Origin of the sequence: Streptomyces sp. NPDC046831 (genome assembly GCF_040645305.1) — a bacterium.
GTDB lineage: Bacteria > Actinomycetota > Actinomycetes > Streptomycetales > Streptomycetaceae > Streptomyces.
This window is the reverse complement of sequence record NZ_JBEYXZ010000020.1, coordinates 62892-80631: the sequence shown is the minus strand read 5'-3', so window position 1 is coordinate 80631 and position 17740 is coordinate 62892. Positions and strand designations below refer to the sequence as shown.

The 17740-nt window shown below is 73.1% G+C and carries 18 protein-coding genes and 1 pseudogene; 4 read left to right on the top strand and 15 right to left on the bottom strand.

From position 1 onward, the window contains the following. The first annotated feature begins 133 nt into the window (after positions 1–133). The gene (locus ABZ920_RS18715) at positions 134–820 is read left to right on the top strand and encodes a class I SAM-dependent methyltransferase (protein WP_361505693.1); all 687 of its coding nucleotides are present in this window, start codon (positions 134–136) and stop codon (positions 818–820) included. Positions 821–1015: 195 nt separating this feature from the next. On the opposite strand, the gene ABZ920_RS18710 is transcribed toward ABZ920_RS18715, so the two are convergent. The 3 genes from ABZ920_RS18710 to ABZ920_RS18700 form a co-directional block, all read right to left on the bottom strand. Further along, on the bottom strand, positions 1016–2221 hold the full coding sequence (locus ABZ920_RS18710; RefSeq protein ID WP_361505690.1) for a cytochrome P450: 1206 nt from the start codon (positions 2219–2221) through the stop codon (positions 1016–1018). Continuing rightward, entirely contained in the window at positions 2221–3222 is a 1002-nt protein-coding gene (locus ABZ920_RS18705) for a DUF1259 domain-containing protein (protein ID WP_361505687.1), read from the bottom strand. The genes ABZ920_RS18710 and ABZ920_RS18705 overlap by 1 nt, the downstream gene beginning before the upstream one ends. 93 nt (positions 3223–3315) lie before the next feature. Next, the gene (locus ABZ920_RS18700; RefSeq protein ID WP_361505684.1) at positions 3316–5271 is read right to left on the bottom strand and encodes an AMP-binding protein; all 1956 of its coding nucleotides are present in this window, start codon (positions 5269–5271) and stop codon (positions 3316–3318) included. 573 nt (positions 5272–5844) lie between these two features. Between ABZ920_RS18700 and ABZ920_RS18695 the strand changes: the two are divergent. Together ABZ920_RS18695 and ABZ920_RS18690 are read left to right on the top strand one after the other, a co-directional pair. Next, positions 5845–6072 (top strand): annotated as a pseudogene (locus ABZ920_RS18695) (SDR family oxidoreductase); the annotation flags it as partial. A gap of 270 nt (positions 6073–6342) precedes the next feature. Beyond that, positions 6343–7413 carry a MaoC/PaaZ C-terminal domain-containing protein gene (locus ABZ920_RS18690; RefSeq protein WP_361505681.1) on the top strand — a complete coding sequence of 357 codons (1071 nt, stop codon included), beginning with the start codon at positions 6343–6345 and terminating at the stop codon, positions 7411–7413. A 99-nt stretch (positions 7414–7512) separates the two neighbouring features. Here ABZ920_RS18690 and ABZ920_RS18685 read toward each other — a convergent pair whose 3' ends face one another. The 11 genes from ABZ920_RS18685 to ABZ920_RS18635 form a co-directional block, all read right to left on the bottom strand. Continuing rightward, a complete protein-coding gene (locus ABZ920_RS18685; RefSeq protein ID WP_361505797.1) occupies positions 7513–8211 on the bottom strand; it encodes a TetR/AcrR family transcriptional regulator in 699 nt (232 codons plus the stop codon). A 32-nt stretch (positions 8212–8243) separates the two neighbouring features. After that, on the bottom strand, positions 8244–9548 hold the full coding sequence (locus ABZ920_RS18680; protein WP_361505678.1) for a dicarboxylate/amino acid:cation symporter: 1305 nt from the start codon (positions 9546–9548) through the stop codon (positions 8244–8246). Between the two features lie 49 nt (positions 9549–9597). Further along, positions 9598–9675, bottom strand: coding sequence for a putative leader peptide (locus ABZ920_RS18675; RefSeq protein WP_361505794.1), 78 nt, complete (start codon positions 9673–9675; stop codon positions 9598–9600). A gap of 181 nt (positions 9676–9856) precedes the next feature. Further along, on the bottom strand, positions 9857–10153 hold the full coding sequence (locus ABZ920_RS18670) for a DUF4229 domain-containing protein (protein ID WP_361505675.1): 297 nt from the start codon (positions 10151–10153) through the stop codon (positions 9857–9859). A 136-nt stretch (positions 10154–10289) separates the two neighbouring features. Then, positions 10290–10814 carry a GNAT family N-acetyltransferase gene (locus ABZ920_RS18665; RefSeq protein ID WP_361505673.1) on the bottom strand — a complete coding sequence of 175 codons (525 nt, stop codon included), beginning with the start codon at positions 10812–10814 and terminating at the stop codon, positions 10290–10292. 223 nt (positions 10815–11037) lie between these two features. Then, positions 11038–11688, bottom strand: coding sequence for a UdgX family uracil-DNA binding protein (locus ABZ920_RS18660; protein ID WP_361505670.1), 651 nt, complete (start codon positions 11686–11688; stop codon positions 11038–11040). A 42-nt stretch (positions 11689–11730) separates the two neighbouring features. After that, positions 11731–12894, bottom strand: a complete 1164-nt coding sequence (gene mqnE / locus ABZ920_RS18655) for an aminofutalosine synthase MqnE (protein ID WP_361505667.1) — start codon at positions 12892–12894, stop codon at positions 11731–11733. Between the two features lie 82 nt (positions 12895–12976). Beyond that, positions 12977–13432, bottom strand: coding sequence for an Lrp/AsnC family transcriptional regulator (locus ABZ920_RS18650; protein WP_361505664.1), 456 nt, complete (start codon positions 13430–13432; stop codon positions 12977–12979). 98 nt (positions 13433–13530) lie between these two features. Beyond that, complete coding sequence (locus tag ABZ920_RS18645; RefSeq protein ID WP_361505661.1) at positions 13531–14202, bottom strand: flavoprotein; 672 nt, start codon at positions 14200–14202, stop codon at positions 13531–13533. Positions 14203–14323: 121 nt separating this feature from the next. After that, positions 14324–15226, bottom strand: a complete 903-nt coding sequence (gene mqnP / locus ABZ920_RS18640) for a menaquinone biosynthesis prenyltransferase MqnP (protein ID WP_361505658.1) — start codon at positions 15224–15226, stop codon at positions 14324–14326. Beyond that, the gene (locus tag ABZ920_RS18635; RefSeq protein ID WP_361505655.1) at positions 15223–16680 is read right to left on the bottom strand and encodes a menaquinone biosynthesis decarboxylase; all 1458 of its coding nucleotides are present in this window, start codon (positions 16678–16680) and stop codon (positions 15223–15225) included. Before ABZ920_RS18635 ends, mqnP begins: the two co-directional genes overlap by 4 nt. A gap of 87 nt (positions 16681–16767) precedes the next feature. Here ABZ920_RS18635 and ABZ920_RS18630 point away from each other — a divergent pair, with 87 nt between their 5' ends. After that, on the top strand, positions 16768–17160 hold the full coding sequence (locus ABZ920_RS18630; RefSeq protein WP_361505652.1) for a PLD nuclease N-terminal domain-containing protein: 393 nt from the start codon (positions 16768–16770) through the stop codon (positions 17158–17160). Between the two features lie 21 nt (positions 17161–17181). On the opposite strand, the gene ABZ920_RS18625 is transcribed toward ABZ920_RS18630, so the two are convergent. Beyond that, positions 17182–17589, bottom strand: coding sequence for an SRPBCC domain-containing protein (locus ABZ920_RS18625; protein WP_361505649.1), 408 nt, complete (start codon positions 17587–17589; stop codon positions 17182–17184). Between the last annotated feature and the right edge of the window lie 151 nt (positions 17590–17740).

Here is a 17740-nt window from a genome sequence, read left to right as displayed (position 1 = left end):
TTCTTCCGCGCCCCCGGTGACCGGTAGGGCCGACTGGGGGACGCCGCTTCCCGAACGGCCCAATGGCTGAAGCAGTACCCCGGCGCATCTCGCCCGGACGCGTCGTCGGCGCCCGCCGGTAGGGTCCGCCACCATGACCGACACCGTGACCGACAGCGACGACTTCCTGACCCGGACCCGGCTGTTCTACGACACCGTGGCCGAGGACTACGACGACCACTTCGGCGACCACCTGGCCCGGCGGCCACTGGACCGGGCGCTGCTGACCGGGTTCGCGGACCTCGTGGCGCACGGGTCGCCCGACGGCCCGGTGGCCGACCTCGGCTGCGGCCCGGGCCGGATCACCGCGTTCCTGGCCGGGCTCGGACTGCCCGTCTTCGGCGTCGACCTGTCGCAGCGGATGGTGGAGCTGGCCCGCCGGCTGCACCCGGGGATCCGCTTCGAGCAGGGGGCGATGCCCGTGCTGGACGTGCCGGACGGCGCCCTGGCGGGCGCGGTCGCCTGGTACTCGGTCATCCACACCCCCCTGGACCGGGTACCCGGCCTGTTCGCGGAGCTCTTCCGCGTCCTGGCCCCCGGCGGCCACCTCCTCGTCGCCTTCCAGGCCGGGGACGCCTCCCTCCACCTGGACGACGCGTTCGGCCACCCGGTGTCCCTCGACTTCCACCGCCGCCGCCCGGACCAGATGGCCGAGCTGCTGGAAGCGGCCGGGTTCGAGCTGCTCTCCCGGACGGTCCGCGAGCGGGACCCGGCGCTCGGGGAGTCGACCCCGCAGGCGTTCCTGACCGCCCGCAGGCCCCCGGCCGCCCCACCGGCATGACCCGGCTCGCCGACGGGACGGTGGGGGCGCGCCGAGGCGTGCCTGCGCCCGCTCCCCCAGCGGCGGCTCGGCCTGCTGGGGGCGCCGGCGGTGTCCCTGCTCGTCATGCAGCAGTCGGTACTGCAACGGCCGCTTTGGCGGCCCCGATGAGCCCGGGGCACGGCTGCGGCGACTGCTGCGGCCCGGCAGACGTTCCTACCAGGCCACCGGCAGCTCCAGCGGGAACCGGCGGATCGTCTCCGTGTCCCACCGCACCTGCTCCGGCGGCACCGCGAGCCGCAGCCCGGGGAACCGCTCCAGGAGCCGCCCGACGGCCACTTCGAGCTCCGCCATGGCCAGGGCCACCGCGATGCACCGGTGACCGCCCCAGCCGAACGTCATGTGCGGGCGGTTGGGCCGGCCGGGGTCGATGACGTGCGGGTCCGGATAGCGCTCCGGGTCGCGGTTGGCCGCGAGGTAGGAGACGTGGACGAAGTCGCCCGCCCGGATGTGCACGCCGTCCAGCTCCAGGTCCTCCAGCGCCACCCGGGGGATGCCGACGCCCTTGCGGAAGGGGATGTAGCGGAGCATCTCGTGCAGGACGTCGGTCAGGGTCTCGGGCCGGCGCCTGAGGTGGTCGGCCAGCCCGGGGCGGGTCAGGAGCAGGTACACGATGTCGCTGATCTCGCACGTCGCCGTGTCCTGGCCGCTGAGGGCCAGCGTCAGCGCCATAACGGCCAGTTCCCTGTCGTCGAGCTGGTCCTCGCCGTCCCGCGCCGCGGCCATCGCGCTGATCAGGTCCTCGCCGGGGGAGTCGCGGCGCTGGTCGACGAGTTTGGCGAAGTAGGCCGTCAGGTCGGCCTTGGCGTTCGCGGCGGCCTGCTTGCTGTCCGGGCCGACGACGAGCAGCTGGTGCACGGACTCCTGCATCCGGGGCCACTCCTCCCGCTCGATGCCGAGGAGGTCCAGGATGGTGTGCTGGGGCAGCGGGTTGGACAGGTGCTGGACCAGGTCCGCCGGCGGGCCCGCCTGCTCCATTTGGTCCAGCAGGGAGTCCGCGAGCCGGACGATCCGGTGCCGCATGCGGTCGGCCTGCTGCTGGGTGAAGGCCTGTGAGGCCAGGTGGCGCACGCGGCTGCTGTGCGGCGGGTCCATCACGTTGACCGACTCGGGCGAGACGATCGGTTCCGGGGTCATCCGCGGGTAGTCCTGGCCGATGATGCCCGCCCGGCTCAGCCGCTGGTCGGTGGTCACGCGCTTGACCGCGTCGAAGCCGGTGACCAGCCAGGCGTCGGCCTCCCCGTAGGGAAGGCGGATCCTGGTGACGCGGTCGCGGCCCATCAGGTCCGCGAGCGCGGGGTCGAACTCCAGGGCCTCGCTGTGGTCGAACGGGCAGGTGAGCGTCTCCCTGTCACCGGTCATCAGCCTGCTCCTCCCAGGACGGGTGCGACGTTGGTGGTGTCCACGGCGCTCCTCAGGCGCCGGGCGATTCTCACGGCGTCACCGACGGCCCACAGGTGGACGAAGAACAGGCGTGGTTCGTCGGTCAGGTTGTGGTGGTGCAGTTCGACGAGTTCGATCCCGCCGCGCCGCAGGGCCCGCAGGGCGGGCTGGGTCTCCGCGGCGGTCAGCACCAGGTCGCCGCTGACCGCGGCCCGGCCGGCGCCGAGCGGCTGGAAGTTCAGCGCGGTGGTGGCGCCCAGCCCCGGCGGCAGGGCCAGCCGGCCGTCGACGATGGTCTCCCGGCGCACGAAGGTGACCTTGTGGACGTCCTCGTCGGCGGTGCCCCGGGCGCCCAGCGCGGCGTCGATCGCGGCCGTGTCCAGGTCGATGCGGAGGGCCGGAGCCGCGGGCCCGGTCAGCGGGGTGGCGGTGCGCCCGAGCGCCGCGCGCAGCCCGCGGGCGACGGTGACCGGGTCGTGGCTGTGGGCGTGCAGGTGCACCCACCAGAGGTCCGGCTCGTGGTGGAGCAGGTGCTTGTGCAGCGCGGTCTGCTCGATCCCGTGCTCCTGCAGCGCGTCGACGAAGCGCTGGAGTTCGTGCTCGGTGACCACGGCGTCGCCCATCATGAGCGTGCTGTGGTCGGCGTAGCGGACGAAGGACACGTGCGTACCCAGCGCGAGCGCGGGGTGGATCCGGACGCCGCGCGAGTGCACCGTGAGATCGCGGCGCGGAAAGCCCGTGTGGTACATGAACCGCACCATGCCGCCCGGCGCGCCGAGGGCCCGGCCGACGTCGGTCCAGTCCGCCGGCCCGGTCCGCACGGGCTGGACGGGGGCGCTGTGGCGCGGTCCGGCCGGCAGGGCGCGGGCGGTGCCGGCCGGCGCCCCGGCGAGCACGGGGGCCAGGGCGGCCGCGGCCAGCACACGGCGCCGCGGCGCGGTCGGTGGGGAAGGGGAATCCTGCTGTCGGTCGTCAGCCATCTGATATGCCTCCTGGCGCGATGGAAGCACGGGAGGGCGCGCGGGCTCGTGAGCTGCGCCGTACGTGCCGCCAGGCGGACCAACGGAGTCTCCCTACCGCATGTACAGCGCCTCCACCTGCTGCGCGAAGTCCCGCATGATCGTGGCGCGCCGGAGCTTCATCGACGGGGTCAGGTGGCCCGCCTCCTCCGTGAAGTCCCCCGGCAGGACGGCGAAGCGGCGGATGGACTCCGGGCGGGAGACCATCTTGTTGGCCTCGTCGATCGCGCGCTGCAGGACCGCCCTCAGCTCGGGGTCGTCCGCGACGAGCTCCGGCGGCACCGGGTGCTTGCCGTTCATCCGGCGCCAGTGGGTGAGGCCGTCCGGGTCGAGGGTGATCAGCGCGGAGATGTACGGGCGGCCGTCGCCCAGGACCAGGCACTGGGAGATCAGGGGGTGCGAGCGCAGGTGGTCCTCCAGCGGGGCCGGCGCCACGTTCTTGCCGCCCGCGGTGATGATGATCTCCTTCTTGCGGCCGGTGATCGTCAGATAGCCCTGGTCGTCCAGCCGGCCGATGTCGCCCGTGGGGAACCAGCCGTCGTAGGTGGCCGGGACGACCCCGCCGGCGTTCGGGTCCCAGTAGCCGCGGAAGACCTGCCCGCCGGAGAGCAGGACCTCGCCGTCGGCGGCGATGCGCACCCGCGTGCCGGGCAGCGGCCAGCCCACCGTGCCCAGGCGGGGCCGGGCCGGCGGGGTGAGCGTCGCCGCGCCCGTGGTCTCCGTCAGGCCGTAGCCCTCGTAGACGTCGATGCCCGTGCCCGCGTAGAAGGCGGCGAGGTCGCGGCCCAGCGGGGAGCCGCCGCAGATGATGTGGCGCAGACGGCCGCCGAGGGCGTTGCGGATCCGGCGGTAGACCAGCGGGTCGTACAGGGCGCGCGCCGCCTTCAGGGTGGCCGCCGGGCCCGGTCCGGTGCCCTGCTGTCGGGCTTCGAGCGCCTCGCCGTAGCGGCGGGCGGTCCCGGCCGCGCGGTCGAAGGCCGCCGCCCGGCCGTTGCGCTCGGCGGCGGCGCGCGCGTTGTTGTAGATCTTCTCCAGCATGTACGGGATGGCCGGCAGGAACGTCGGCCGGAAGCTCGCCAGGTCCGCGAGCAGGTCCTCCGGCCGGAGGCTGGGGGCGTGGCCCAGCCGCACTCCCGCGCGCACGCACGCGATCGCCACCATGCGGCCGAAGACGTGGGACAGGGGGAGGAAGAGGAGCGTGGCGGCCTCGTCCTTCGCCCCGGACCGGAAGACCGGGTGCAGGACCTCGACCGCGTTGTCGACCGCGGCGAGGAAGTTGCCGTGCGTCAGGGCGCAGCCCTTCGGGCGGCCGGTCGTGCCCGAGGTGTAGATCAGCGTGGCGAGGCTGTCGGGGCCGAGGACGCCCCGGCGCACGCTGACCTCCTGGTCGGGCAGCGTCTCGCCGATCTCCGCGAGGCGGTCGACGTGGCCCTGCTCGATCACCCAGACGTGGCGCAGGCCCAGCAGACGCTCGCGCTCCGGGCCCAGGGCCGCCGCCTGCGCGGTCGTCTCCGTCACCAGGAGCACCGCGCCGGAGTCCTGCAGGATCGTGCGGGTCTGGAAGACGGAGGAGGTGGGGTAGACGGGGACGGTGACCAGGCCGGCGGCCCACGCCGCGAAGTCGAGGAGCGTCCACTCGTAGCTCGTGCGGGCCATCACGGCGATCCGGTCGCCCGGCATCAGGCCCTCGGAGATCAGCCCCTTGGCCACGCAGAGCACCTGGTGGGCGAACTCGGCCGCCGTCACGTCCGTCCAGCCGCCCTCCCCGTCCCGGCGGCTGAAGACCGGGCGGCCGGGCTCCGCGCTCGCGTTCTCGAACGGCAGGTCGGCGAGCGAGCCGTGCGTGACCTGTGGCACCAGCGGCGGCACGTACGCCTCTCGCACCTCGCCGTCCAGCCGCTGCGTCCGCGGCTCCACGAGCGCCGGCCGGACGTCGGGGTCGTAGTCGAACTCCGCGGCGGACTCGGGCACGGAGGCCGACGAGGGCATGGACGAGTACGAGATGGGCATGGCAGCTCCTGAGGACCGCAGCTACGCACTGCTGCGCTGCAAGGGGTACGTGCCGGACGCACCGGGACGTTCACCGGCGATCGCGCGCCTCGGGGGTTACCGCCGGTCCGAACGGCGATGGTACGGCGCCCTCGTGGGGAGGTCGTGCGGGTTCCGGGCGGGTCCCGAGATGGTCCGGAGCCGGGCCTGTGCAGTCCTCCGGCGGGGCGGGGCGGGGCGGGAGAGCCGGGCAGCAGCGGGACCCGCGGGGTGGACCCTGCCGGGCAGTTATCGACCTGCTCCTCACCCGTGCCATAGGATTACCTCCGGTAACCTTACTCCGCAGTAACCAATAGTCGCCCCAGGAGAGTTGGGACATGGCCGACGGCTGTCTCCGCTTCACCGGCACCGCGCCCGGCCGTTTCCTGACCCGCCGTCTGGGGCTGCCGCAGCCCGCGCCGCTCAGGCGCTGGTCCCCCGGGCACCCCCTCCTCGACGGCGGGCTGCTGCACCTGACGGCGGGCGCGTCCGGCCTCGACCTCGCACCCGTCCTGGCCCGCACGGGACTCACCGCGCACCACCGGGGCGACGCGGGAGCACGGGGTGACCGTCAACGCGGTCGCGCCCGGATTCATCGAGACGAGGATGACCGCCGCCGTCCCGCTGCTCATCCGCGAGGCGGGCCGCCGGATGAACTCGCTCGCCCAGGGCGGCCTGCCCGTCGACGTCGCCGAGACGACCGCCTGGCTCGCCCACCCCGCCTCCGGCGCGGTCAGCGGACAGGTCGTGCGCGTCTGCGGCCAGAGCCTGCTGGGGGCCTGAAACGCCGTCCGGCGGATCAGGCCGGAGAGGCGGGCTGCAAGACGCCACCGGTTTCCCCGACTTGATCCGCCGGGCAGCCCCCTGAGCCCCTGCCGGTCGCACCACTCCCGCACCGCGGGTCCGGCGCGCGCATCCGCCGTGTCGACGCCGGCCGCCGACGCTCCGAGCCGGCGCCCCCGTCTCTCAGCCGCACACACCAGCCTTCCGCCCGGGTCGGCCGAAGGGCGCCGCACCCGGCAGCCGGCCCGATCCAGACGACAGGACCCAGCCATGACCGTGCCGAACGACTCCACCACCGTCGTCCTCACCCGCTCCCCCGCCCTCGCGCCCCTCCTCGCCCGGGGCGCCCTGCGCTCCCCCTTCAAGCGGCCCCGCCCCGACGCGCCCTTCCCGCGCACCCGTCTCGTCCTGCCGGCCGCCCGAGTGGACCTCGCGCGGCTGGCCGCGTACGAGCGGGTGTGCGGTTTCGCGAGCGGGGAGGAGACCCTGCCGGTCACGTTTCCGCACGTGCTGGGCTTCCCGCCGGCCATGCGCCTGATGAGCGGCGGCGACTTCCCGCTGCCCCTGCTCGGCCTGGTCCACACGTCGATCGACATCACCCGGCACCGGCCCCTGCCCGCGACGGGCGCCTACGAACTGGCGGTGCGCGTCGTCGGGCTGACGCCCCATCGGCGCGGCACGGAGGCGACCGTCGTGACGGAGCTGCGGGACGGCGGGGACGTCGTCTGGGAGTCGAGCAGTACGTACCTCGCCCGCCACCGCACGGACGCCCCCGCGCACGGCCCCGGCCGGACGGGCCGGGAACGCGACGAGCAGCGGGCAGGCGGGGAGCGCGGAGAGGACGCGGAGAGCGAGGCGCGCCGTCAGAACGGGGAGCGCGGGCAGAGCGAGGCGGGGCAGGAGAACGCGGAGCGAGGGCAGAGCGAGGCACGCCGGGAGAACGGGGAGCACGGGCGGAGCGAGGCGGGGCAGGAGAGCGCGGAGCGCCGGGGAGGCGGCGAGCCGCCCCTGCCCGCCGTCGCCGAGTGGCGGCTCGCCGGGGACGTCGGACGGCGCTACGGCGCCGCCTCCGGGGACCGCAACCCGATCCACCTCTCCCCGCTCACCGCCCGCCTGTTCGGCTTCCCGCGGGCGATCGCCCACGGCATGTGGACCGTGGCCCGCTGCCTGGCCGCGCACGGCACCCCGCCGGCCGCCCGGGTCCGCGCGGAGTTCCGGGCGCCCGTCCTGCTCCCGGGCACGGTGACCTACGCGGCGGACGCCACGGGCCGCTTCGCCCTGCGCGACGGCGGCGGCGAACGCGTCCACCTGACGGGCGAGGTGCGGCCGCTGCGGGGGTGACCCCGACACGCGCCCGGTGCGCCCCGGCGGTGCGTGACGGCACGGCGAGGACGCTCGTCCCGCCTGCCGACCGGTCCCCCGGGCGACGGCGGGGAGCGCTCAGCCCTCCGCCCCGGACCCCGCCGGAGGGGTCCAGGGGCGGCCCTCCATGAGGTTGCCCAGGTCCGCGCACGCGAAGTTCACCAGAGTCGCGGCCGCCTGACGGGCCGTGACGCCCGGGGTGGCGTCGGCCCAGGCCGCGAGGGACTCCGCGGCGCCGACCAGCGCCTCGGCGAGCCCGGCCACCTCCCGCTCGGGCAGCTCCGCCTCCCGGTGGTCCCCCGAGCCGCCGGCCGCACCCGAGCAGCGGGCGCGCCCCTCCCGCGCGGCCACGGCGATCAGCCGGGTGACGAACGCGACGAACTCCTCGCGCATCGCGCTGATCCCGGCCGCGAACGGCTCGCCGTGGGTGCGGGCCTGAAGGTGCGGGATCCTCCAGCCGTCCGGGTGCCGGGCGGTGTGCGTGAAGAAGGCGCACAGCCCGTCCGAGAGCCGGCGGTCGGCGGGCAGCTCCGGGCGGACGCCCGCCCGGACCGCCGCGGTGAGCGCGGCGGCCTCGCGCCGGATGCAGGCCGTGAAGAGGTCTTGCTCGGCGTTGAGGCAGAGGTGGACCAGCGGCTTGGACACGCCCGCCGGCTCGGCGCTCCCGCCCATCGACGCGGCCCGGTACCTCCGCTGCCCGAAGGTCCGCACGGCCGCGTCCAGCATCCGCTGTTCGCGGACCGCACGCGGCATCCGCTTGGTCTTCACGGCACCGATGCGGATCAGCGTACGGTCCGCGGCGCGGTCCCTCAGGCCGCGGCCGCCACCGGCTCCGGCCCCTCGTGCCGCTCCTCGACCGGCGAGCCGTCGACGGAGTCGTAGGCGTCCCGGTCGAGCAGGCCCTCCCGGGCGGACACGACCACCGGCACCAGCGCTTGCCCGGCCACGTTCGTCGCCGTGCGGATCATGTCCAGGACCGGGTCGATGGCGAGCAGCAGGCCGACGCCCTCCATGGGCAGGCCCAGGGTGGACAGGGTGAGGGTCAGCATGACCGTCGCGCCGGTGAGGCCGGCCGTGGCGGCGGAGCCGACCACCGAGACGAACGCGATCAGCAGGTAGTCGCCGACGCTCAGCTGGATGTCGAAGATCTGGGCGACGAAGATCGCGGCGATGGCCGGGTAGACGGCGGCGCAGCCGTCCATCTTGGTGGTCGCGCCGAACGGCACCGCGAAGGACGCGTACTCCCGCGGGACGCCGAGGCGCTCGGTGACCGTCTTGGTCAGCGGCATGGTGCCGACGGAGGAGCGGGAGACGAAGGCCAGCTGGATGGCGGGCCAGGCGCCCCGGAAGAAGCGCAGCGGGTTCAGCCTGGCGACGGTGGCGAGCAGCGTCGGGTAGACGCCGAACAGCACGATCAGGCAGCCGACGTAGATGTCGGCGGTGAAGGTCGCGTACTTGCCGATCAGGTCCCAGCCGTAGGTGGCGATGGCGTTGCCGATGAGGCCGACGGTGCCCAGCGGCGCGAGGCGGATGACCCACCACAGCGCCTTCTGGAGGAGTTCGAGGACGGACTCGCTCAGGGTCAGGACGGGCTGGGCCTTCTCGCCGAGCTGGAGGGCGGCGATGCCGGCGACGGCGGCCATGAAGACGATCTGGAGGACGTTCAGCTCGGTGAACGGCGTGATGACGTCGGTCGGCACGATGCCGGTGAGGAAGTCGGTCCAGGAGCCCGTGTGCTCGGGCTTCGCGCCGTCCTTCGGGGTCAGTCCGGTGCCGGCGCCGGGGTTGGTGACCAGGCCGATGACGAGGCCGATGGTGACGGCGATCAGCGACGTGATCATGAACCAGAGAAGGGTCCGGGAGGCCAGACGGGCCGCGTTGTTGACCTTCCGCAGGTTGGTGATCGAGACGAGGATCGCGAAGAACACGAGCGGGGCGACGGCGAGCTTCAGCAGCCCGACGAAGGTGCCGCCGATCTTCTCCAGCGTGGTGACGAGCCAGGACAGGTCCTGGCTGCGGGCCAGCCAGCCGAGCAGGACGCCGAGGACGAGGCCGGCGAGTATCTGGGCCCAGAAGGGCACCTTGAAGGACTTCGTGTTCGTGGACACGGACATGCTCCGGTGGGGACGCGTGCGGGGGCTGAGGGGGACGGCGGGGCGATCGTCAGGGACGACAGCTCGCGGACGCGCACCGGCAGAGGTCCACGTGCAGGCGCGCCACGAGCAACACGCTCCGGGGCATGGGGGACGCGACTGCCAGCTTCATAAAGGGAACCTTAACACTTGAACTTTGACATCCTCAAAGCCTTTCTTTGACAGGTGCGGAAGCGCGTTGTGCCCGCAAAACGAAGAGCGCCCCGGTATCCGAGAGTTTCGGATACCGGGGCGCCGAACGCCTGGGGCGCCTGTGATCGCGCCGGTGGTTACGAGACCTGGCCCTGCACCCGCGTCTCGTCGGCGCCGTCCTCCTGGGACCGGTTGGCCTCGATGTTCGCCTTCATCCGGTCCACCCGCCGGGCGACCTGCACCGACGCCCGGTCCCGCTCCTTGCGCAGCACGACGAAGCTGATCGGGGCGGACACGAGCAGGGCGAGCAGCACGACCCACAGGCCGTTGGAGGCGCCGAGCCCGCGCGGGGCGATGCCGGAGTAGACGAGGCCCCAGACGACCACGAGGCAGCCTGCGAAGATCCCGAGGCGCATCAGCGTGTAGCGGAGCATCTCAATCCACTCTTCCGGTCCATGAGGTTCCCGGGTCCGGGCGGCGCCGGGGACCCCGGGGAATGCGAAGGTCAGCGTCCAGTGAAGCACGTCCGGCGGCGCTGCCCGCAAGGGGGTGCCAAAAGGGCGCAAACCCTCAGGTCAACGGCAGCAGCATGATCACGTCGTCGCGGTCGTCGCCGGGGGCGACCCGGATGGCGCCGGGCACGCGGCCGACCTCCTTGTAGCCGCAGGAGCCGTAGAACCGCTCCAGGCCGAGCCCGCCGCGGCAGGTGAGCCGTATCGCCTCCATGCCGTCCAAGCCGCGGGCCGCGTCCGCCGCGGCGGCCAGGAGGTCCCGGCCGTACCCCTTGCCCTGATGCCGCGGGTGCACCATCACCGTGTAGAGCCACAGCCAGTGGGTCATCAGCCGGTGGCTGTTGAAGGCGAGGAAGGCCGTCGCGGCGACGCGCCCCTCCTCGTCGCGGCCGACCAGCAGCCGGGCGCGCCCCTCGGCCATCGCCACGAAGTGCCGCACCAGCTCGGGACGGACGGTGTCCCGGGTCACCGGCGGCACGAAGCCCACGGCCCCGCCGGCGTTGGAGACGTCGGTCCACAGGTCGAGGAGTCCGTCGCGCAGGGCGGGGTCCACGGCGGGGTCGAGGGTGAAGGTAAGGGGCATAGAGCCATCGTATCTATTACACGTCCGGTCCTGTCCACCCGTTTCCGGGCGGTCGGGGCCGCCGCCCGCCCCGGGCCGGCGGAGCATCCTCGCCCGACCCGGCCGCCGGAGTGCCCTCGCCCGCCCCGTGCCGCCGGAGTGCCCTCGCCCGCCGCCCTGTGCCGCCGGATCGCCGTCCGCCCGCCCTCTCGGACGGCCGCCGGCGTTCCGGGCGCCCGCCTGCCTAGCCCAGCGCCCTCGCGGCCACGTCCAGGTCCGACACCAGGCCCCGGTAGGCGCCCTCCCGGTCGTCCGCCCGCAGCACCGACGACGGGTGGACGGTCGGCACCAGCCGCTCCGGCCGGCCGTGGATCTTCTGCTCCAGCACCGTCCCGCGCACCTGCGTGACCCGGAACGACGAGCCGAGCAGCGCCTTGCCGGCCGTGGCGCCCAGCACGACGATCAGCTCGGGCTGGACCAGCGCCAGCTCGGCCGCCAGCCAGGGGGCGCACGCGGACATCTCCCGCAGGGTCGGTGCCTTGTGGATCCGGCGCTTGCGGGGCTCGGCCTGCGAGAACTTGAAGTGCTTGACCGCGTTGGTGACGTACGCCTCGGCCGGGTCGAGGCCCGCGTCCGCCAGCGCCCGGTCCAGCAGCTTGCCGGCCGGGCCGACGAACGGCCGTCCCTGGCGGTCCTCCTGGTCGCCGGGCTGCTCCCCGACCAGCATCACCCGGGCGTCGGCCGCGCCCGCGCCGAACACGGTCTGCGTAGCGTTCCGGTGCAGCGGACAGCCCCGGCACCCGGCGGCGGCCTCGCGCAGCGCGGTCAGGTCCGCGCCGCCGGGGACGAAGGGCTCGGCGGTGTAGGCGTCCTCGGGCGCCCCGGTGGTGGCCATGCCGGGCGGGTACCCGTCCGGCACGGCGCCCCACCGCCGGGGTCAGACCCGCATCGGCTGCGGCGACTCGCGGCGCAGCGGGTCCGGGCCGTCGTACTCCCGGATGATCTCGTAGCGGGTGTTGCGCTCCACCGGGCGGAAGCCGGCGTCGCGGATCAGCTCCAGCAGGTCCTCACGGGTCAGCTTGTTCGGGGTGCCGAAGTTGTCCGCGTCGTGCGTGATCTTGTACTCGACGACCGAGCCGTCCATGTCGTCGGCGCCGTGCTGGAGGGCGAGTTGCGCCGTCTGCACGCCGTGCATCACCCAGAACACCTTGACGTGCGGGACGTTGTCGAACAGCAGTCGGGAGACCGCGAACGTCTTCAGGGCCTCCGCGCCGGTCGCCATCTGCGTGCGCGCCTGGAGGCGGTTGCGGACCTTGCCGTCCTTCACGTCCACGAAGTCGTGCTGGTAGCGCAGCGGGATGAAGACCTGGAAGCCGCCGGTCTCGTCCTGCAGTTCACGGAGTCTGAGCACGTGGTCGACCCGGTGGCGGGGCTCCTCGATGTGGCCGTACAGCATGGTGCACGGGGTCTTGAGCCCCTTCTCGTGCGCCAGGCGGTGGATGCGCGACCAGTCCTCCCAGTGGGTGCGGTGGTCGACGATGTGCTGCCGGACCTCCCAGTCGAAGATCTCCGCGCCGCCGCCGGTGAGGGACTCCAGGCCCGCGTCGATCAGTTCGTCCAGGATCTCGGAGGCGGACAGGCCGGAGATCGTCTCGAAGTGGTGGATCTCGGTGGCCGTGAACGCCTTCAGCGACACGTGCGGCAGGGCGGCCTTCAGCTCCCGCAGCGAGCGCGGGTAGTAGCGCCACGGCAGGTTGGGGTGGAGGCCGTTGACGATGTGCAGCTCGGTCAGGTTCTCCGACTCCATCGCCTTGGCGAGCTTGACCGCCTCCTCGATGCGCATCGTGTACGCGTCCTTCTCGCCCGGCTTGCGCTGGAAGGAGCAGTAGGCGCAGGACGCGGTGCACACGTTCGTCATGTTGAGGTGGCGGTTGACGTTGAAGTGCACGACGTCGCCGTTCTTGCGGGTGCGCACCTCGTGCGCGAGGCCGCCGAGCCACGCCAGGTCGTCCGACTCGTACAGCGCGATGCCGTCCTCGCGGGTCAGCCGCTCCCCGGAGCGGACCTTCTCCTCCAGCTCGCGCTTGAGCCCGACGTCCATGCGGTTACCTCTTTCTGAGACAGACTCCGTAAACCGTACTCCCCGGCCCGCGGGGCTCATGTGCCCCCTCGCGGCTACGGCGTCAGACCTCTTCGGGCAGCTCGCCGACCCGGTTCTCCCACTTCGTGGACAGCACGATCGTGGTGCGGGTCCGGGAGACGCCCTTGGTGCCCGACAGCCGCCGGATGATCCGCTCCAGGCCGTCCACGTCGGTGGCGCGCACCTTGAGCATGAAGGAGTCGTCGCCGGCGATGAACCAGCAGTCCTCGATCTCGGGCAGGTCCTTCAGCCGCTGCGCGACGTCCTCGTGGTCGGCGGCGTCGGAGAGCGAGATGCCGATGAGGGCGATGACGCCGAGTCCGAGCGAGGCGGCGTTCACGGTGGCGCGGTAGCCGGTGATGACGCCGGCCGCCTCCAGCCGGTTGATGCGGTCGGTGACGCTCGGTCCCGACAGGCCGACGAGGCGCCCCAGCTCCGCGTAGGAGGCCCGGCCGTTCTCCCTGAGGGCCTGGATGAGCTGCCTGTCCACCGCGTCCATGCGATCGAAGCCTTCCGGTGAGGAGATCCGAGGGATCTGCTGAGGTCCGAGGTTGCTGACGTATCCGAAGTGACGAGTGCCGCTGGTCCTGCTGGTGCTCAGGCGGGCCGGGCGCCGCCCAGTTCGCCGCCCCAGCGGCGGTAGAGCCGGTGCGGCACGCCGACGGAGTCGAGGACGCGGCCGGCGACGAAGTCGACCAGGTGCTGGATGTGCGTCGCCCCGGCGTAGAAGGCCGGGGAGGCGGGCACCACGGCCGCGCCGGCGTCGTCGAGCGCGACCAGGTGCCGCAGGGTCTGCCCGTTCAGCGGGGTCTCCCGCACGGCCACGGCCAGCGGCCGGCCCTCCTTGAGGGTCACGCTCGCCGCCCGCTGCAGCAGGTCCTTCGACAGCCCGAGCGCGACGCCCGCCACGCAGGCCGTGGAGGCCGGCACGATCAGCATGCCCTTGGCCGGGTACGACCCCGACGACGGTCCGGCCGCCAGGTCCCCGGCGCTCCAGTGCCGCACGTCCGCGAGGTCCACGTCGAACGTGCCGGGCTTGCCGTCGGCGCCCAGCGACAGCCACCGGCCGAGGTCGTCCCGCCAGTGGGCGTCCCGGAAGGAGATGCCGGTCTCGTCGAGGAGGGTGAGCCGGGAGGCCCGGCTGACCACCAGGTCGACGCTCTCGCCCGCGTCCAGGAGCGCGCGCAGCACCGCCGCCGCGTACGGCGTGCCGGACGCTCCGGACACCCCCACGATCCAAGGCGTGCGCTGCGTTTCTCCTGCGTTCACACCTTGAGCCTACCGGCGTCACGCTGTGTGCTCAGGACCGGCCGCGGTCCCGCGAGCCCCGGGGCGGGCGGCCGGCGGGGATCACCGGGGTGGCCGGGCCCCGCCGGCGCCCCGCGTGTCCTCAGACGGTCAGGCCGCGCACCAGCAGATCCAGCAGCGCGCACACGAACAGGGCGATGCCGATGAAGCCGTTGACGCTGAAGAACGCCCGGTTCAGACGGGACAGGTCGTGCGGGCGGACGATGGTGTGCTCGTACACGAACGCGCCCGCGACGATCACCAGGCCGAGCCAGAAGAAGGCGCCGGCGCCGGTGGCGACCGCGTACCAGACGAACAGGGCCGTGGTCACCAGGTGACAGCCGCGGGCGCCCCGGATCGCGGCCGGGATGCCGAAGCGGGCCGGGACCGACCTGACCCCGATCCGCCGGTCGGTCTCGACGTCCTGGCAGGCGTAGATCAGGTCGAAGCCGCCGATCCACACGCCGACGGCCAGGCCCAGGATCACCGCGTCCCAGGACCACGAGCCGGAGACGGCCAGCCAGCCGCCGACGGGGCCCATCGCCTGGGCGAGCCCGAGGATGGCCTGCGGGAAGTTCGTGAACCGCTTGCCGTAGGGGTAGACCACCATCGGGATCACCGCGACCGGCGCCAGCGCCAGGCACAGCGGGTTGAGCAGCGCGGCCGCGCCCAGGAAGACGACGACGGCGATCAGGGCGCCGGTCCACGCGTGCCGGACCGACATCGCGCCGGTCACCAACTCGCGGTGCGCCGTGCGCGGGTTGCGGGCGTCGATCTCCCGGTCGATGATCCGGTTGACCGCCATCGCGAACGTGCGCAGCCCGACCATGCAGACGGTGACCAGCAGCAGCCGTCCCCAGTGGATGTTGCCGTCCCACTGGTGCATCGCGGTCAGCGAGGCGATGTACGCGAACGGCAGCGCGAAGACGGAGTGCTCGATCATCACGAGCCGGAGGAACGCCTTGGCGCGCCCCGGCTGCGGGAGCGCGGCGGATGCGGACGTCACAGCCCGTACTCCTTCCACCGGCGGTCGACCTTCGCCGCCGTATCGGGGTCGGACAGCACCATCTCGGGCCAGCCGCCGTCCCTCGTGTAGCCCTCCTCGGGCAGCTTCCGCGTCGCGTCGATGCCCGCCTTGCCGCCCCAGAACTGCTGGTAGGAAGCGTGGTCGAGGTGGTCGACGGGACCCTCGACGACCGTGAGGTCGCGGGCGTAGTCCGTGTTGCCGAGCGCCCTCCAGGCGACCTCGTGCAGGTCGTGCACGTCGCAGTCGGCGTCGACGACCACGATCAGCTTGGTGAGGGACATCATGTGGGCCCCCCAGATCGCGTGCATCACCTTCTGCGCGTGCTTGGGGTACTTCTTGTCGATCGAGACGATCGCGCAGTTGTGGAAGCCGCCCGCCTCCGGCAGGTGGTAGTCCACGATGTCCGGCACGATGATCTTCAGCAGCGGCAGGAAGAAGCGCTCCGTCGCCCGGCCGAGCGGCCCGTCCTCCGTGGGGGGCCGGCCCACGACGATCGACTGGAGCAGCGGGCGCCTGCGCATCGTGACGCAGTCGATCGTCAGCGCCGGGAAGGGCTCCTGGGGGGTGTAGAAGCCGGTGTGGTCGCCGAACGGGCCCTCGGGCCGCATCTCGCCCGGCTCCAGCCAGCCCTCCAGGACGACTTCGGCGTGGGCGGGCACCTGCAGCGGGACCGTCCTGCAGTCCACCATCTCGATCCGGCGGCCCGCGACGAACCCGGCGAACAGGTACTCGTCGATGTCCCCGGGCAGCGGGGCGGTGGACGCGTACGTCACCGCGGGCGGGCAGCCGAAGGCGATGGCGACGGGCAGCCGCTCGCCGCGCCGCGCCGCCACCTGGTAGTGGTTCCGGCTGTCCTTGTGGATCTGCCAGTGCATGCCGATCGTGCGCTTGTCGTGGCGCTGGAGGCGGTACAGCCCGAGGTTGCGGACGCCGGTCTCCGGGTCCTTGGTGTGCGTCAGGCCCAGGTTGAAGAAGGAGCCGCCGTCCTTGGGCCAGGTGAACAGGGCCGGCAGCCGGTCGAGGTCGACGTCGTCGCCGTGCAGCACGACCTCGTGCACGGGCGCGCTGTCGGACTTCACCTTCCTCGGCGGCACGTGCGTCATCGCGCCGAGCTTGCCGAACGCCTCGCGCACCCCGACGAAGCCGTGCGGCAGTTCGGGCCTGAGCAGTCTGCCGATCCGGTCGGAGATCTCCGCGTAGGACTTCAGTCCCAGCGCCTTCAGCAGCCGCCGGTCGGTCCCGAACACGTTCATGGCGAGCGGCATGCTGGAGCCGCGCACGTTCTCGAAGAGCAGCGCCGGGCCGCCGGACTTCTGCACCCGGTCGACGATCTCACCGACCTCCAGATACGGGTCGACCTCGGCCTTGATGCGCTTGAGGTCGCCCTCGCGCTCCAGCGCCCTGAGCAGGGAGCGAAGATCGTCGTAAGCCATGCGGTCCAGTATCGGCCACCCGCTACTCTGTCCCGGTCACCGGGGCCCTCTCATGCCCCTCGCCGTCTTCAGGGGGATCGCACCACCATGCTCAGGTATCTGCCGTTCCTGCTGGTCCTGGCGTTGTGGATCTACGCCTTCATCGACTGTCTGAACACGCCCGAGGAGAAGGTCCGCGGGCTGCCCAAGGTGGTCTGGGTGATCATCATCCTGCTCTTCGGCGAGGTGCTGGTGGGCCCGATCGCCTGGCTGGCGGCCGGCAAGGTCCGGCACGCCCCGGCGAACGGCTCCACGCCCTCGGAGTGGCACCGCAACCACCGCGTCCAGTACGTCGCCCCGGACGACAACCCCGAGTTCCTGAAGTCGCTGAAGGAAGAGAACAGGAACGACGAGGCCCTGCTCAAGGACTGGGAGGCCGACCTGCGCCGCCGCGAGGAGGAGCTGCGGCGCCGGGAGCGCGGCGAGGACGGCGCGAACTGACGCGCCGCGACGGGGCCGCCGTCACGCCGCCGGCTCGGCCAGCAGCTCGATCAGCCGCTGGAAGCGGGCCCGCCAGCGCGGCTGCGTCTCGCCCTCGCCCTGGAACTCGTGGGTGAAGCGGAGGGCGCAGCCGTCCTCGCCGTCGCGCTCCAGGTGGAACCGGAGGCGGCCGCCGCCCTGAAGCGTGTACTCGGCGACCCGGTCGACGTCCCACGCGGTGATGTGGCCGCTGCCGAGGCCCCGCAGGGCGACCGCGCCGCCGAGCCGGGGTTCGAGCACGTCGGCCGTGGTGAACCAGCCCGCGAGCCCCTGCGGGGTGGACAGTGCCGGCCAGACCGTCTCCATGCGCCGCGGAAGCCGCACCAGCAGGTGCAGGATGTGCGTGTTCCCGTGGGTCTGGCTGGTGCCCTGTTCGATGGAACCGGTCATGACACCAGCGTGACCCTCGGGGCGGCCTTCCGCACGTGGTTTCGCACCAGGAGCGCGGCCGGGGTGCCGGGCGCCGTCCTGCCCCGTCCCGTGTGCCGGAGTACCGCGGCCCCGCACGCCGGCGGGCCGCGCCCCGGTACGCCGGAAGGCC